Source organism: Tunturiibacter empetritectus (assembly GCF_014201375.1).
Taxonomy (GTDB): domain Bacteria; phylum Acidobacteriota; class Terriglobia; order Terriglobales; family Acidobacteriaceae; genus Edaphobacter; species Edaphobacter lichenicola_D.
The window spans coordinates 414,667-430,311 of the sequence record NZ_JACHDZ010000004.1 but is presented as its reverse complement, the minus strand read 5'-3'; the positions used below and the strand labels follow the sequence as shown (position 1 = coordinate 430,311).

Genomic DNA, 15,645 nt, shown 5'->3' with positions numbered 1-15,645 from the left:
AAAACCCGCTCCAGTCGCGGGAAATCGTGTTGCGCATGAGTTTCACCCAGTCCGGTAAAATAGATAAAGAAGAAGCCGCAGATGCCGACACGCCCCCGTTTGCACTCTTCACTGGCTATCTTGCTCATAACAAGTATTTTGCGCACAACCCCTTTCATTTCAATATTTTGAAGAGAGGCCTGCGCTGTAAGATACAGATAAATAAAGACTTCCCCGCAAAATAACCTGCAGGGTGGGGGGAGGGGTATCGACGCTCGTTTCAGAGGGAGACCGGCAACCATCGAGGTCATCACGTAAGTAATTTGTCCTGCCGGACGAGCCCATTACACCTGGCGCGGCCACTTCGTGGCGGGTATACCTTGTCTAGCTAAAGCGCAACGGCTGCCCTACCTGCTCGCCAAAGCAAATCGGCGTAGTCTAAACGCCAAGGAGATCGCGCCATGCTAAGGAGAGACTTCCTTCGCCGCTCGACCCGCACCGTAGGTGCTGCCCTTCTCGCCCGGTCCGCCATCGCCCGCGCCGCACTACTCGAACCCGATCCTCTTCCGAAAAAATTCCAGGCCCAGGACGAAGTCATCCTCGGCCACACCGGCATCCGCACCAGCCGCCTCGCCATGGGAACCGGGACAATCGGCTTCGGCGGCTCCTCCAACCAGACCCGTCTCGGCACCTCGCCGCTCACCAGGCTCCTCCTCGACGGCTACAACGACAACGGCCTCCGCTTCTTCGACTCCGCCGACTCCTACGGCAGCCATCCCTACGTCGCCGAAGCCCTCAAGCACATCCCCCGCGACAAAGTCACCGTCCTCACAAAGACCGACACACGCGACGCCGCCGGGGTCCGTGCCGACCTCGACCGCTTCCGCAAAGAGCTGGGCGTCGACTACATCGACATCGTCCTGATCCACTGCGTCACCGAAGCCGACTGGACCACACGTTATCGTGGCGTCATGGACGTCCTCTCCGAAGCAAAACAAAAAGGCGTCATCCGCGCCCATGGAGTCTCCTGCCACAGCCTCTCTGCCCTGAAAGCCGCAGCCGCCTCCCCGTGGGTCGAAGTCGATCTTGTCCGTCTCAACCCCATCGGCTCCCACATGGACGCCGACCCAGCGACCGTAATCAGCGTCATCAAGCAGATGCGCGCTCAGGGGAAGGGAATCGTCGGCATGAAGATCCTCGGCCAGGGCGATCTCCGCGACAAGCCGGCCGAGGCCATCCGCTACGCCTTAAGCACCGGCGTCCTCGATGCCTTCACCATCGGCGCCGAATCCCAACGAGAGCAAAACAACCTCATCCAGCGCGTAGCCGCTGCCTGAAGACGTTGTCCTGCCGGACGGGCTCCCTGCGCGGGAGGCGGGCGTTCGCACGCCTCTTTAAAGCTTCGCGTAGTCCTCCCATTGGTCGGAATCATCTCTTCTCGCGACCAACGGGAGCGCCGACCGAAGGGGTATATAAGTCACGAAGTGACCACGCAAACCGGGGTCCCCGCAAACAGGTCATCGTTTGCGGGGTGGCCTAGCGCAGCGGGCCCGTCCGGCAGGACACTATCTTTCCAGCATCTCCACCGCCTGCGCGACACTCATATCCGCCGGCATCAGCCTGAACTCACTGTGAACGAGGTGCTCGTTCCTGCCAATCTCTTTGAACAGGAGCGCCTTGCCCTCGATGGCGGTATTCGCCACAGCGTTTTTCCAATCCCCGCCCGGCTCCATCTCATGCGTCGTGTTGAAGTTGCTGCCCGCATGCACCGTCCCCAACAAGCCAAACCCCACACTGACGTCTGTTGGCATCGTTCCATCGATCCTGTGCAGCTGCATCATCCGCCGATCCACCAGAATCGTTCCTGTCATCGCGTGCAGCACGCGCTCCTCAAGCGACTGCGTCTTATACGCAGGATCAGGCCGAAAGGTTATTTGCAGATCGCTTCCCGCTTCGTGAGGATCGTCAAACAGAAACGCCCTTCGCAGCAGAGCCAGCATCTGCACCGCGTGCTCCTCATCGTTCTTCATCGCCTGCTCGCGCCGGAGAAACTCCTCAGGATGAGCGACGATCTGGGCCAGCCGCTCTCTCTCCGCGGCAGCACGCTCCGCGCTCAACGGACTCCCGTCGACGGCCAGCAGCATCCGCACCTTGCCTGCCGAAGTCTCCACCACGCGCTCGCGCCACAGATGCCCACCCGTACGATCCGACCGCTCCTCCGACACGTACATGTATCGATTGCGATGCTCTGCCGGATCATTCTCGTGGGTCAGCATCGTTTCGACAATTCGCTTTGCCTCGCTCGAACTCTGGGCGCGCAGGCCCCCGGTCCCCAACAGGCAAATCAGCGTCATCTTCCATACAGCAACACGCATCGATCCTCGATCCTCATCGCAGCACGAAAGCCCATCATGCTGCTTGCACAAGTAAAGCACGCCCAGCCACGTAACCCCGGCGAACTTCCAGCGACTCTCGGTGAGATGCGCCCCACGCAGCAAGAGTTCGCAGCCCAGAGATTAACGCCGACTTTTCCAAGAGCCCGTCATAAAACTCACGTAGACTGCCTTCAATCGCATGGCCGAATCCCCGCCAAACCCGTCGCAACCAATCACCACGCCCGATCCACTGATCACCGAGCCCGAACTCGTCTCCCCCAACCTTACCGACAACATCGCGCTCCCGGCTACCCCACCCCCGGGCCGCCGCGCCGCCGCCACCTTCATCTTCTTCACCGTCACCCTCGACATGCTCGCCCTCGGAATGATCGCCCCCGTCCTCCCGCGCCTCATCGAAGGCTTCCTCCACGGCGACACTTCCTCCGCCGCCCGCATGCTCGGCCTCTTCGGAACCGTCTTCGCCGCCATGCAGTTCTTCTTCTCCCCCATCCTCGGCTCGCTCTCCGACCGCTTCGGCCGCCGCCCCGTCGTTCTCCTCTCCAACTTCGGCCTCGGCTTCGACTACCTCTTGATGGCCTGGGCTCCAGCACTCAGCTGGCTCTTCGTCGGCCGCGTCATCTCCGGACTCACCGCCTCCAGCATCCCCACCGCCATGGCCTACATGGCCGACGTCACCCCACGCGAGCGCCGCGCCGCAGCCTTCGGCATGTTGAACGCCGCATTCGGCATCGGCTTCGTCCTCGGTCCTGCCATGGGCGGCCTCCTCGGCAACATCAATCCACGCCTGCCCTTCTGGGTCGCAGGCCTCCTCAGCCTCATCAACGGACTCTACGGCCTCTTCGTCCTCCCCGAATCACTCTCCCTCGCCAACCGCAGCCCCTTCTCTTGGGCGCGCGCCAACCCCGTCGGCTCCCTCAATCTCCTTAAACGCGGTGGCATGCTCGCCATCTCCGGCGTCCTCCTCCTCGGCTACATCGCCCAGCAGTCGCTCATGAACGTTTACGTCATCTACGCCGACTACCGTTACCACTGGACCGACCGTACCGTCGGCTTCTCCCTCGCCACCATCGGCGTCTTCACCGCAATCTACGGCGCGCTCCTCGTCAAAAGGGTCGTGGCAAAGATCGGCGAACGCGGCGCCATCACCCTCGGCCTCATCGGCGGAGCCATCGGCTACTCCATGTTCGGCTTCTCAAAGACCGGCCTCCTCTTCTGGCTAGGCATTCCGCTGCTCAATCTCATGTCCTTCACCTGGCCCTCCGCCCAGAGCCTGCTCTCACGAAAAACCAGCCCCTCCGAACAAGGCCAACTTCAAGGCGCCATCAACAGCCTGCGCGGCATCGCCGGTCTCATCGGCCCCGGCTTCTTCACCTACGTCTTCAGCAAATCCATCGGAGCCAACGCCATCGTCAGCATCCCCGGCACACCCTTCTACGTCGCCGCGTCCATGCTCCTCATCGGCCTCATCCTCGCCCAATACGCCACCCGAACCTCCAAGCCCATACTCCAAACCTGACTCGGACTAGAACTCAAACGGATCAAATCTCAATGCAGCCTGGAGTCGTTTGGCATTAACATACGGCGCCGAGCGTCTTGTTATGATCGGCGTGCACCAACGCGAAATATCTACTAACGCAACCTTAACTACATAAGCAGCTTGTGGCGCCCCGAGGAGTATCTGTGCGTTCTACTCGACAGCTTGAGATTGTCATTCTGCTCCTCGTCTCACCCATGCTCCTCAGCGGGCAGACCTCAACTCAAAAAGCGAGCAGTTCACCCGTTGCGACCAGCGCCAAAGTCAGTTCCACACAGCAGCCAAACGGTGTGCCAGCTCGGTTGAGGGAGATCGTCACCTCCGGCCATCTTGAGGAACTCCGTTGGCCCAACTTCACGGACTACCGGGCGCATCTGAACAACTTCTATCGCCCCTCTGCCTACAAACCAGCATGGATCAGCGACGGCAAGCCCACCACTCAGGCTGTCGACGTGATTCACATATTGCAGGACGCCGATCGCGAGGGTCTACTGGCTGAGGATTACGACGCCTCACGATGGGCTGACCGCCTCGCATCGCTCAAGGGTCCGCATGACGACGCTGACGAAGCCCAGTTCGATGCCGCCCTCACTGTCTGTGTTATGCGTTACGTCTCCGATCTGCACATCGGAAGGGTTAACCCCCAAAATCTGGGCTTCGAGTTCGACGTCTCTCACAAGAAACTAGACTTGCCGCAGTTCGTCCGCGAACGTCTGGTCAACGGCTCCGATCTGCGTTCTGAGCTTGCAGACATCGGCCCGCCCTTCCCAAGCTACCAGCGACTCCGCGCCGCTTTGCTGCACTACATGGAACTGGAAAAGAGTGGCGATGGAGAGAAAGTGCTCGATGTCGGGGGTGTGTCGCCCGGCGGGCAGTACGCGGGAGTAGCAGGATTGACAAACCGATTGCGTTTGCTGGGCGATCTGCCGGATAGCGTCACGATACCCCCTGACGCAAAGGTCTATGAGGGTCCTCTGGTCGATGCGGTCAAACACTTTCAAGGGCGCTTTGGTCTGCAACCAACCGGAGAGCTTGATTACAAAACTGTTGTCGAGATGAACGTGCCGTTGAGCGATCGGATTGAGCAGATGCGGTTGGCGTTGGAGAGATATCGCTGGTTGCCCTACCAGTTCAAACAGCCGCCCATCGTAATCAACGTTCCGGAGTTCCGCCTCTATGGATTCGACGAGAAAAATGAAGTGGGTCTCACGATGAGGGTGAATGTGGGTGAGGACTACGACCACCAGACACCCATGTTTGAAAACAACATCCAGTACATCGTCTTTCGTCCTTACTGGACCCCTACCCCAAATATCTTGCGCAAGGAGATCATCCCCGATCTTGAAAAAAATCCTTCTTTGGGCGATCAAAATCTGGAGCTGGTCAGCGCAGGCGGGAAGGTGATTCGTTCCGGAGACGTCACCCCTGCGTTATTGCAGCAGGTGCGAGCAGGCAAGCTGACCGTGAGGCAGCCACCCGGTCCCGAGAACGGAATGGGCCTGGTGAAGTTCATATTCCCCAACCAGCATGACGTCTACATTCACGACACCCCTGCGAGCCTCGATATGTTCTCCGAGGCAACGGAAGGGGAAGAGGGAGAGTTAAAACGGGTAGCAAGTCACGGGTGCATCCACGTGCAGGAACCCGCCAAGTTCGCAGCCTGGCTTCTCCGCAACACTCCCGGTTGGGACTTGGAAAGGGTTGAGAAGGCCATGCACGACGGTCGGGATAACCAGCAGGTGAATCTTGTCCCCCCGGTTCCCGTATTGATCTTTTACATGACGGTCGTCGTGGAAGAGAACGGAGATGTTCACTTCTTTCACGATATCTATGATCACGACAGAACGCTCAAGCTGGAGTTGGCCCAGGGCTATCCGTATCCCAAATGAGCGGAAGTACCCTGAGTTGCAGATAGTCGATCGCAGATATTCGCAACTAAGGCTTGATCTCGATCGGCGTGCCGTCTGGCACCACTCGCCATATCTCGTCGATCTCTGCATTGGTCACCGCAATGCAGCCCTCTGTCCAGTCGCCCAATTGTCCGCTCGGCCCTTTAAAGTCGTTTGGCAGCCCGTGGATGTACAGTTCGCCGCCGGTCGGGACACCGAACCTTTTCGCGCGTGCTATATCGTCCGCGTTTGGGTAAGAGATGTGAATGGACCGGTGATACTGACTATGTGCGTTATGCCGATCGAGCACGTAGTTGCCTTCAGGTGTCCTGCGATCGCCTTCCATGATCTTAGGCCCGACTGGATTGCCTCCCAGCGAAAGTGTGTACGTCTTCAGTACTTCGCTCCCCTTCATCAAAAGGAGTTTCCTTTCGGTCTTCAGCACAACCACCTTGTCGGCCATGGCAGAAGCTGGCAAGGGAGTATCGTTTGCTGAAAGCGCCCGCAAGGGAAAGACCGCAAGTGCAAAAAGCGTGAGAACGGTCAGCTTAGTGAGCTTCAACGACAGCATCTACCCGTACCCCGTTACTAGTAAGAGATCACACAGGAGGAAGCGCAGCTCGCGACTCTGGTTAGATCCGGAACCCAACCCGCCGCGGAGACGACTCACCTGTCAGTTGCTTTTATAAAAGAATACCCGAGGCCACCCAATCACACGCAGGTGGGACGCAGAAGTGTGGTGCGACGGTGTGTGTGCGAGCGCCACGATCGATCTCCACCCTGGATAAAGATGGTTTCCCATCGCTGTCACTTCTTCAGCGACTTCACCAACTGCTTCCAGTCCAGCTCCGTCTGATCCGCATAAGCCTCCGCAAACGCCCCCACCGCCTCATCAAACCGCGGCGAAGTCCCCACATACCCCGCCACCATCGCGCTATCTCCGGCCCGCGCATGTCCACGCGCCAGCATCTCGCCGCACACCCCCGCGTACTCCAGCAAACCAGCGGCCTTCAGATCCTGCAGCTGAATCGAAGCCTTGTGATCGTTCAACTGCCTCACCAGGTAATCCCTGCCGTCCATCGTCGTCCACCCCAGAAACGGATCCGACTGCAGCTGCATCGCACGCTCCCCATCCACCACACGCTGTCCCTGATGCTGCTTTCCTCTTCGTCCCTTCAAAGCACCAGCGACGTAAGGCGCATACCCGGAGGCCACCTCCTCCTTGATCTGCAAGAACAGAGGGTCCTTCATCCCATTTCCCTCCATCAACACCACGTAGTCCCGCAGCCCCACCGACCCCGTCCCCACCACCTTGAACGCAACATCCATCGGCCGGTATTGCGCCAGAAAATGCCTCCGCTCCGGCTGCAGGCTCTCCGCATACATCGTCAGCGACCCCACCACCTGCTCCGCCAGCGCGCCCGTCACCCTCTTCAGGTTTGGCGGAATCGTCCGAAACACCCGCTGCGCGCGCTTCGAACTTCCAGCCAAACTCCCAGCCGCATTCTTCGCCGAGCTCTTAGCCGCATCCTTCGCCGTCTTGCTCCCTTTCTTCTTCGCCGCCGAAGGCCGCCCCTCCACCTCCGTCAACGTCAACAGCGTATGCATGGGCGTAGCCCGCTCCGCCATCATCAGGATCCCCGCCACCGGCGTCACACTCCCCAGCCGATGCACCTGGTATCTCGCCACCTCCAGCACCGGCATTCGCGAAAACGCATGCATCATCGTCCGGTACCTCTCCAGAAATACCGCTGCCGCCTCCCTGCAACGCGCATCCTTGGCCCCGGCCCCACGTCCCGCCAGCACCAGGCTCGTCGCCATCCGCTTCACATCCCACTCAAACGGCGCAACAATCGTCTCGTCAAAGTCATTGATGTCGAACACCAACCGCCCATCCGGCCCCGCAAACGCCCCCAGGTTCCTCACATGCGCATCGCCGCACAGTTGATTACAGATCCCCGTACTCCCCACCAGCGACAGGTCATACGCCATCACCGGCACTGCCCCGCGAAAGTACCCGAACGGCGACGCCGCCATCAACTTGTTCTTCAACGCCACCAGCGCCGGCACCCGCCCCCGCGTCGACACCTCCAGCAGCTTCAGCGGACTCTCCCGCCGCTGCTTCGCCGTCCACACCTTATGATGCTGGCGCTTCACCTGCTTCCGCCGCTCCTGTCCAAAGACATAGCGCTCTCGCGCGCTCACCGGCTGCGTCTCGTTCATCCCTTCACCTCCACAAATCTGCAACCAAGAGTCTAGCCTATCCACGCGGCAATACCCCGCGCGCCCGCACGTTGATGTATTCTTGCCCGCATAAGCGCAGAGCATCCATCAGGTCCCGCGAGGTCTTACAACTTCTATGTCCCGCGCTCGCACAACTGAGATCCCCAGGGTAGAGCCCCTGCTCGTGCTCGCCGTCATCGTGCTCATCCTCTACTTCGCACGCGAACTCCTCATCCCCCTCACCTTCGCGCTCACCCTGTCGTTCCTGCTCGCCCCCGCCGTCAGCCGTCTCGAAACCCGCCGCGTCCCCCGCGTCCTCGCCGTAGCGATCATCGGCATCCTCGCCTTCCTCAGCATCTTCAGTGTCGGCTACGTCGTCGCCCGGCAGTTGCTCAACGTAGCCCGCACCCTCCCCGCCTACCGCCTCAACATCCACCAGAAGATGGCCACCGTCCACTCGCCCGCCGAGCAGTCTCTCGAGAAAGCCTTTACCGCCGTCGAAGACATCAGCGGCGACATCGCCCCCTCCTCTCCCACGCCGCTCTCGCAAACGCCCGTACAAGTCCAGCCCGTCCGCGTCATCGATCCCGACCGCACTCAGCTCCAGACCACCACCGAGCTGCTCATGCGCTTCCTCCGCCCCATCGGAACCGTCGGTGTCGTCATCGTCTTCACCATCTACCTCCTGATGAAGCGCGAGGACCTCCGCCACCGGATCCTCCTTCTCGCCGGCATGGGTCGCATCAACCTCATGACCCAGGCCCTGCAAGAGGCCGCAACCCGCATCAGCCAGTACCTCCTCTTCCAACTCGCCGTCAACGCAGCCTATGGCCTCCTCTTCGGCGGGGGCCTCTACCTCATCGGCGTACCAGACGCCACGCTCTGGGGAGTCCTCGCCGGAATCCTCCGCATCGTCCCCTACGTCGGCACCGCCACCAGCCTCGCCCTTCCCCTCATCGTCTCGGTCGCCATCTCCACCACCTGGTGGCCGCCCATCCTCATCCTCTGCCTCTTTCTCGCGCTCGAGCTCACCGCCACCAACTTCGTCGAGCCCTGGCTCTACAGCACCCGCACCGGCATCTCTTCCCTCGCCCTCCTCGCCATGGCCATCTTCTGGGCGCTCCTCTGGGGATGGCCCGGCCTCATCCTCTCCACCCCGCTCACCGTCTGCATCGTCGTCCTCGGCCGCCACGTCCCCCAGATGTCCTTCCTCCACACCCTCCTCGGCACCGACGCCGAGCTCTCCTCCGAGGCACTCTTCTACGAGCGTCTCCTCGCCATGGATCAGCGCGAAGCCCGCGCCGTCGCCAACCGCTTCCTCGCCGGCAAGCCCCTCGTCGAGCTCTACGACTCCGTCCTCATCCCCGCCCTCGCCCTCGTCGAGCAGGACCGCCACCAGGGCAACCTCGACGACAAGCGCTCCGACTTCTTCTTCCTCACCATCGGCGAGATCGTCGCCGAACTAGCCGACTACCACCAGAAAGAGCCCGCCAACGCCGCCCCAGACGCCGCGCCGGACGCCGTCAAACCGCGCCCCTCCCGCCGCCCCATCGAAAAAGAGTTCGCCGTCATCTGCATCTCCGTCAGCGACCAGGCCGACGAACTCACCACGCTCATGCTCGGCCAACTCATGGAGCGCGCCAACCATCAGACCCTCCTCCTCTCCGCCTCCACCATCTCCAGCGAGATCCTCGACTCCCTCGCCACCGAATCCAACACCGTCGTCTTCATCTCCGCACTCCCACCCTTCGCCTTCTCGCAAGCCCGAGCCATCTGCCAGCGCGTCCGCTCCCACCTGCCAAACAACCGCATCGTCGTCGGCCTCTGGAACTCCGCCAACGACCTCGACCAAACCGCCGAGCAATCCATCGAGCGCTTCGGCAGCGGCAAACCCAACGTAGTCGTCAACTCCCTCGCCCAGGCCCTCCACCAAGTCACGCACTGGCACCACCAGCACGACACCCAATACATGCGCTTCTAACCAGCTCGCTACTTTTCGTCCTGTCGTTGCTGCTCGCCTTTTGTTTGTCATTCCGCAGCGCAGCGGAGGAATCTGCTGTTGCTTTTCGTTGACAAGCGAATCTCTTGGGGCAACAACGCGCAAAAAAAGACCAGGCATCTTCGCCTGGCCTCTCTTCAAATTGATAAGGCTTAGTTAACCGCCAGCCGCTGCCGCTCCACACCGTCCAGAGCGACCCAAAGCGCCTTCGCCGCCCGCTCCCCAGCCGCCAGCACCGCCTCTTCGTCCTCAGGCGCACCGGCAAGTTGCTTCTCAATCAACTCCCGCCACACGCTCGCATGCGCAACATCAGCCGTCTGGTGCAGCGTGAAGTAACGCGCCGCCGCGCCCTCAGTCCCATAGTGCTCCGCCAGCCCTTCAGCCTTGGTCGCAGCAATCGCAGGCACCTTCGACTCATACGCATACAGCGCCGCCATCGCAGCCGAAGCCTTCTCCTCCAGCATCAGCTCACGGAACGTAGCCATCAGCGCCTCCATCTCCGGCTGCACCGCGCGCCCCTCCACCTCACCACGCGTCGCGCCCATCCCAGCAGCAAAGTCCATCCAAAGATCGCTATGCGGACGAGCCGTAGCCGCATCCACGCCCTCTTCTTCCGCCAGATTGCGCAGAACCTCACGCCGCATCTCCCCATCCGGCAGCCGCGAGTGCAGCGCACTCAGATAAGTCGGAAACGCCGACACATGATGCCAGTACTCCGCCGCATACTCCCGCAGATCCTCACGCGTCAGCTCCCCTTTCGACCACGCCTGATAAAACGGGTGCTGCAACAGGTTGAACGGAGCAACGCGCTCCTCGAAACGGCTCCAGAACCCAGCACTCCTCGAAATCATCAAAGACATAGTCAAGCTCCAATCAGAAATTCGCACGCGAGCAGAACCGCCCACGAGAATTCTCAGAGTGTACCCCGGGCAAGCCCCCGGCACAAAGCCCGTCCCCCACACGATGGATAGAAAAATCATCCTTTGAGTTGAAGACAGCACCCGCGTGCGCGCATAAACTCCCTCGTGACCAAGGTATACGAATCTCTTCGCAGCCAAGCTTCGCAATCACACGATGATCGCTAAGCTCCGCACGAAGCCGTGCGTATGCCCTCCTCTAACGACACGGAGAAAGACCATGACTTCGAATCACGCGCCAGCATCCTCCGGGTTTCAAAACCCGCTGCCAAGGCGCCTGCCGCTCCTCTTCTACCGCTTCCGGTCCGTTCGCGCCGGAAGCAGCCCCAAACCCAAAGAGCGGAGAGCCAGACATACCGCTCTCCTTGCCGCCTGTCTCACTTTCCTGTGTCTGCTCTGCCCATCGCTTAACGCTCAGACCATCGACGACGGCATCATGCTGGCGAAGCAGTCCCTCTGTGCAGGAGCCCTCTACACGCACGACAGTTGGGACAGCTACTGGCAGGGAAGCCTCCAGCGCGTCAACGGAAACATCGGCACCATCACGACGCAAACCATCACCATGGCAGCCAACTACGGCGTGACCAGCCGGCTCGACTTCATCATCAACGTGCCCTACGTTTGGACCGACGCAAGCAAGGGTGTGCTCCACGGCCAGTCGGGATTTCAGGACCTCACCCTCGCCGCAAAGTACAAGCTCATCAGCATACCCGTCCGGAAGTTCGGCGCTCTGCGAGCGATCGCCGTGCTGTCGGGCACGCTTCCCATGACCAACTACACACCCGACCTTCAGCCGCTTTCGCTCGGCACCAACAGCAGGACCCTCACCGGACGAGCCACACTGAACTTCCTCGGCAGGCGCGGGCTCTATCTCAACGGCACCGCCGCCTACACCTTTCGCGGCAACGTGACGCTCGACCGCTCCAGCTACTACACCAACAGCCAGCTCTATCTCAGCAATCAGGTCGCGATGCCCAACCTCTTCAACTACGGCACCAGCGTCGGCTATCGGAAAAATAACGTCTCGCTCTTCGGCGACTTCTCCGTGCAACAGGCACGCGGAGGAGGAGACATCCGACCCCAGGACATGCCCTTCGTCTCCAACCGGACCAACTTCTCCAAAGCCGGCGCAACCGTAAAGGTCCCGGTCCCGAAGATAGTCAATCTCCAGTATTGGTTCGTTTACTCCAACACCTTTCAAGGCCGCAACGTCGGACAGGCAAGCACCTTCACCACCGGCCTCATGTACACCCTTCCCTTCGAAAAGCGAGCCACCCCTTGAAAACGATAATGACCACGATCGTCACACAAAAAACGCCTCTCCTCCGCACATCGATCTCAGCCGCGATCTTCCTTGCTCTGGCCCTGAGCACCTCCAGTTGCAGTAAAGACATCCCCTCCTCCGAGCCCTTGCCCGCAGTCACTCCGGCGAACACCGACGCCAATGCAGGTGCCTGGAAGATGATCGTTCTCTCAGGCCCCACGCAGATCGCTGTAACAGCGCCGGCCCCGGTAAGCGATCCCGGCTATCAGTCCGAGTTAGCCTCCATCAAGACCGCCCAGGCCAGCCTGACCGATGCGCAAAAGACAGCCATCACCTACTGGAGCAGCGGCGGCGTCCTGCGTTGGAATCAGATCATGCGCGAGATTGCAGCGCGCTCCGATCTGCCGCCTTCGCCTAATCCGGACGGAAGCTATCCCGTTCCGAACCCCGCGAATCCATTCGCGAATCCGCAATATCCGTTCAGCAACCCTCCCTACGCCGCACGCGCCTACAGTTACGTCTCGGTCGCGCAGTTTGAGGCGCTAAAGACCGCCTGGTACTACAAGTACCAGTACAATCGCCCTTCTCCTTTCAAAACCGACACCGGCATTAAGGCACTGCTGCCGACCAGCGACATCCCCTCCTATCCCTCCGAGGATGCTGTCGAAGCAGGAGTCAACGCCGCTCTGCTCACCCTCCTGTTCCCCACCTCGGTCGACGAGATCAACGCCAAGGCAGCCGAGCAGCAACAAGTCGCCCTCATCTCCGGCAGAGCGTCCGCCAGCGACATCGCCGCCGGAGTCGCCCTCGGCAAAGCCGTAGCCGCCGTCTTCGCTGCCCGCGCCGCCACCGACGGAATGAAGGCAGCCGGTGGCTCGCCGGCAATCTGGCAGTCCCTGGCCGCCAACGCAACCGCCCGCGGAGAGATCCCCTGGATCAGCCAGGATGGTCCCCCTCGCCCTCCGATGCTGCCCGTCTTCGGCAAGGTCAAGGCGTGGATGATGACTCCAGCCGACATCGTCAACGAGCGGCCCGGCCCGCCTCCCTCCACCTCATCCACTCAAATGCAGACCGAGACCGCCGAAGTAAAAAGCATCGTCAACAGCCTCACCCGCGACCAGCAGGCGACGGTCTACAAATGGGCCGATGGAGTCAGCACCGTAACTCCTCCCGGACACTGGGACGCCATCGCCGAGCCATACATCAGCGCTGCCAGCTTCAGCGAGGTTCGCGCCTCACGCTCTTTCGCGCTGCTCAATATGGCCCTCCATGACGCCGCCGTTGCCTGTTGGGATGCGAAGTACTTCTACTTTAACCCCCGACCCTCGCAGCTCGATCCCTCGATCAAGACCCAGACCGGACTGCCAAACTTTCCATCCTATGTCTCGGGGCACTCCGACTTCTCCGCCGCAGGCTCCGATGTCCTGTCTTATCTCTTCCCCGACGCAGCAACCTACTTTCAAGCACAGATGCAGGAGGCCGCCATGTCCAGGCTCTACGCGGGCATCCACTATCGTTCAGACATCACAGTTGGGATGGCTCACGGCAAGAGAGTCGGAGACTACACCGTCAGGTTCGCAAAAACAGACGGGGCCAATTAGAGCGGTTTATCCGTAGGCAAGGACAAGGGTCGTCAATCCCGAGCGCAGCGAAGAGGTCGTCATCCTGAGCGCCGCGATGAATCCCTGTCTTTCGTCCTTGCCCGGTTCCCATTCATAGCGCCGCACTCGCGCGAGGAATGGGCTCCGCTCTGCCGAAGGCAGGAGTGAAGGCGAAGCCGCAACGACTGATATTGCCTTTGCTGCTGTCTGTTCTTCCTAACCGTTAAAAGAGCTGCCCTGTACGCTATCTACCCGCGAAGCCGCTCCAGCATCTCCCTCACCGTTAGGCCCAACACCGGATGAATCATCTTCGGCGCGATCTCCGCCAAAGGCTCCAGCACAAAGCTCCGCGCCTGCATCTCCGGATGCGGCAACTCCAACTCCTCGGTCTCCACCACTACGTCGCCATAAAGCAACAGATCCAGATCGATTACGCGCGGGCCCTTAGCGACGGCCCCAACCCGATCCCTTCCCATCGCCCGCTCCACCACAAGTAGCTCCCGCAGCAAAGCCACTGGCTCCAAAGCCGTCTCGAGCAGCAAAGCCGCATTCAGAAATCTAGGCTGCTCCAGAAACCCCACCGGCTCCGTATCGTAAAACGACGAGACCGCCGTCACCTCACCCAGCGGCCGAATCAACCGAACCGCCTCCACAAGATTCGCCTCGCGATCCCCAAAGGACGATTCCAGGTTCGACCCCAACGCGATCGCCGCCACAGCCCTCACGCCCGCACCACGCGGAGGCGCGGCTTAGCAGCCACACAAATCACCACATCGTCACCACAATCCACCATCAACGAACCACGCGTTTCGACCACAAAATCACGAAATCGTGGCTGGTTGCAGCTGGCCCATCACCCTGGCCGGCTCCGCCACCTCATCGTACCCGTGCGCCAGCTCCCACGCCGAGCGGTCACGCATAAGTCTTTGCACGAGAGCAGTATGCATCGCATGCCCAGCCCGCTCGGCCACCACATGACCCTGAATTCTCCGCCCCGCCAGGGCCAGATCCCCAATCAGATCCAACACCTTATGCCGCACAAACTCGTCATCAAACCGAAGTGGCCCATTTTCAACACCTTGCCGCGACAGAATAATAGCGCTCTCGTCCGAAACCCCACGAATCAGCCCCATATCCCGCAACATAGCCTCATCTTCTTTAAACCCAAAGGTACGCGCCGGAGCAATTAATTTAACATAATCTCCAGTCGCCAGATCGCCCCTAAACGTCTCATAACCAATAGGTTGCGGGAAGTCGATCGTATACTGAATCCGATACCCCGACCCCGGATAGACCCCGATAAACTTGGATCCGTCCCGAACCTCCACCTCTCTTAAAATCTTTAGGTATTCACGCTTTCGCCTCTGCTGCTTAAGCCCAACAGAATGAAACGCTTGCACATAAGGCAGAGAACTCCCATCCAGAATGGGAACCTCAAGATTATCCACCTCGACGATCACGTTATCCACACCAAAGCCGATAAGAGCAGAGAGCAGATGTTCCGTCGTCGAGATCAAAACGCTCTGCCGCATCAGGCTCGTCGCATAGCTAACTTTAGCGACATTCCGCCCAATCGCCGCGATCTCGAAGTTGTCTAAGTCCGTGCGACGAAAGACGATACCGGATCCAGCCGGCGCCGGGACCAATCGCATCAGCACAGGCGCCCCGCTATGTAAGCCGATACCGCTGAACTCTATCTCCGAACGAATTGTCTGCTCAAAATGAGCTTCCAATGCCACGAGTAGGCGTCTCCGGATAGAACCATCACCGAGACTATAGCGGAAAGAACTCTTTCCGTTGTGGCAAATAAGCCACATTCCCCTCTAAGGATGACTACTTTTTT

At 60.3% G+C, this 15,645-nt stretch carries 13 protein-coding genes; 7 read left to right on the top strand and 6 right to left on the bottom strand.

Annotation, left to right across the window (positions count from 1 at the left end; genetic code table 11):
• Positions 1 to 35 precede the first annotated feature (35 nt).
• Both HDF10_RS13905 and HDF10_RS13900 read left to right on the top strand, forming a co-directional pair.
• Positions 36 to 224, top strand: a complete 189-nt coding sequence (locus HDF10_RS13905; RefSeq protein WP_183814386.1) for a hypothetical protein — start codon at positions 36 to 38, stop codon at positions 222 to 224.
• 216 nt (positions 225 to 440) lie between these two features.
• Positions 441 to 1,316 (top strand): aldo/keto reductase, encoded by an 876-nt coding sequence (locus HDF10_RS13900; protein ID WP_183814384.1) that lies wholly within the window; start codon positions 441 to 443, stop codon positions 1,314 to 1,316.
• Positions 1,317 to 1,544: 228 nt separating this feature from the next.
• Here HDF10_RS13900 and HDF10_RS13895 read toward each other — a convergent pair whose 3' ends face one another.
• A complete protein-coding gene (locus HDF10_RS13895; RefSeq protein ID WP_183814381.1) occupies positions 1,545 to 2,354 on the bottom strand; it encodes a hypothetical protein in 810 nt (269 codons plus the stop codon).
• A gap of 199 nt (positions 2,355 to 2,553) precedes the next feature.
• Here HDF10_RS13895 and HDF10_RS13890 point away from each other — a divergent pair, with 199 nt between their 5' ends.
• The gene (locus HDF10_RS13890) at positions 2,554 to 3,891 is read left to right on the top strand and encodes a TCR/Tet family MFS transporter (RefSeq protein ID WP_183814379.1); all 1,338 of its coding nucleotides are present in this window, start codon (positions 2,554 to 2,556) and stop codon (positions 3,889 to 3,891) included.
• 164 nt (positions 3,892 to 4,055) lie between these two features.
• Positions 4,056 to 5,798, top strand: coding sequence for a L,D-transpeptidase family protein (locus HDF10_RS13885; protein ID WP_183814377.1), 1,743 nt, complete (start codon positions 4,056 to 4,058; stop codon positions 5,796 to 5,798).
• Positions 5,799 to 5,844: 46 nt separating this feature from the next.
• Here the strand turns inward: HDF10_RS13885 and HDF10_RS13880 are convergent, their stop codons facing one another.
• The gene (locus HDF10_RS13880; protein WP_221271716.1) at positions 5,845 to 6,360 is read right to left on the bottom strand and encodes a L,D-transpeptidase family protein; all 516 of its coding nucleotides are present in this window, start codon (positions 6,358 to 6,360) and stop codon (positions 5,845 to 5,847) included.
• Between the two features lie 245 nt (positions 6,361 to 6,605).
• Positions 6,606 to 8,021, bottom strand: coding sequence for a DUF2252 domain-containing protein (locus HDF10_RS13875; protein ID WP_183814373.1), 1,416 nt, complete (start codon positions 8,019 to 8,021; stop codon positions 6,606 to 6,608).
• Positions 8,022 to 8,157: 136 nt separating this feature from the next.
• Between HDF10_RS13875 and HDF10_RS13870 the strand changes: the two genes are divergently transcribed.
• On the top strand, positions 8,158 to 10,002 hold the full coding sequence (locus tag HDF10_RS13870) for an AI-2E family transporter (RefSeq protein ID WP_183814371.1): 1,845 nt from the start codon (positions 8,158 to 8,160) through the stop codon (positions 10,000 to 10,002).
• Between the two features lie 170 nt (positions 10,003 to 10,172).
• Here HDF10_RS13870 and HDF10_RS13865 read toward each other — a convergent pair whose 3' ends face one another.
• On the bottom strand, positions 10,173 to 10,880 hold the full coding sequence (locus HDF10_RS13865) for a CADD family putative folate metabolism protein (RefSeq protein WP_183814369.1): 708 nt from the start codon (positions 10,878 to 10,880) through the stop codon (positions 10,173 to 10,175).
• 277 nt (positions 10,881 to 11,157) lie between these two features.
• On the opposite strand from HDF10_RS13865, the gene HDF10_RS13860 reads away from it, so the two are divergent.
• Together HDF10_RS13860 and HDF10_RS13855 are read left to right on the top strand one after the other, a co-directional pair.
• Positions 11,158 to 12,219 (top strand): transporter family protein, encoded by a 1,062-nt coding sequence (locus tag HDF10_RS13860; RefSeq protein ID WP_183814367.1) that lies wholly within the window; start codon positions 11,158 to 11,160, stop codon positions 12,217 to 12,219.
• Positions 12,220 to 12,227: 8 nt separating this feature from the next.
• Entirely contained in the window at positions 12,228 to 13,802 is a 1,575-nt protein-coding gene (locus HDF10_RS13855) for a vanadium-dependent haloperoxidase (protein ID WP_183814365.1), read from the top strand.
• A gap of 248 nt (positions 13,803 to 14,050) precedes the next feature.
• Here the strand turns inward: HDF10_RS13855 and folK are convergent, their stop codons facing one another.
• Both folK and lpxC read right to left on the bottom strand, forming a co-directional pair.
• Positions 14,051 to 14,518 carry a 2-amino-4-hydroxy-6-hydroxymethyldihydropteridine diphosphokinase gene (folK, locus tag HDF10_RS13850; protein ID WP_183814363.1) on the bottom strand — a complete coding sequence of 156 codons (468 nt, stop codon included), beginning with the start codon at positions 14,516 to 14,518 and terminating at the stop codon, positions 14,051 to 14,053.
• Between the two features lie 105 nt (positions 14,519 to 14,623).
• Positions 14,624 to 15,541, bottom strand: a complete 918-nt coding sequence (gene lpxC / locus HDF10_RS13845) for a UDP-3-O-acyl-N-acetylglucosamine deacetylase (protein WP_183814361.1) — start codon at positions 15,539 to 15,541, stop codon at positions 14,624 to 14,626.
• Between the last annotated feature and the right edge of the window lie 104 nt (positions 15,542 to 15,645).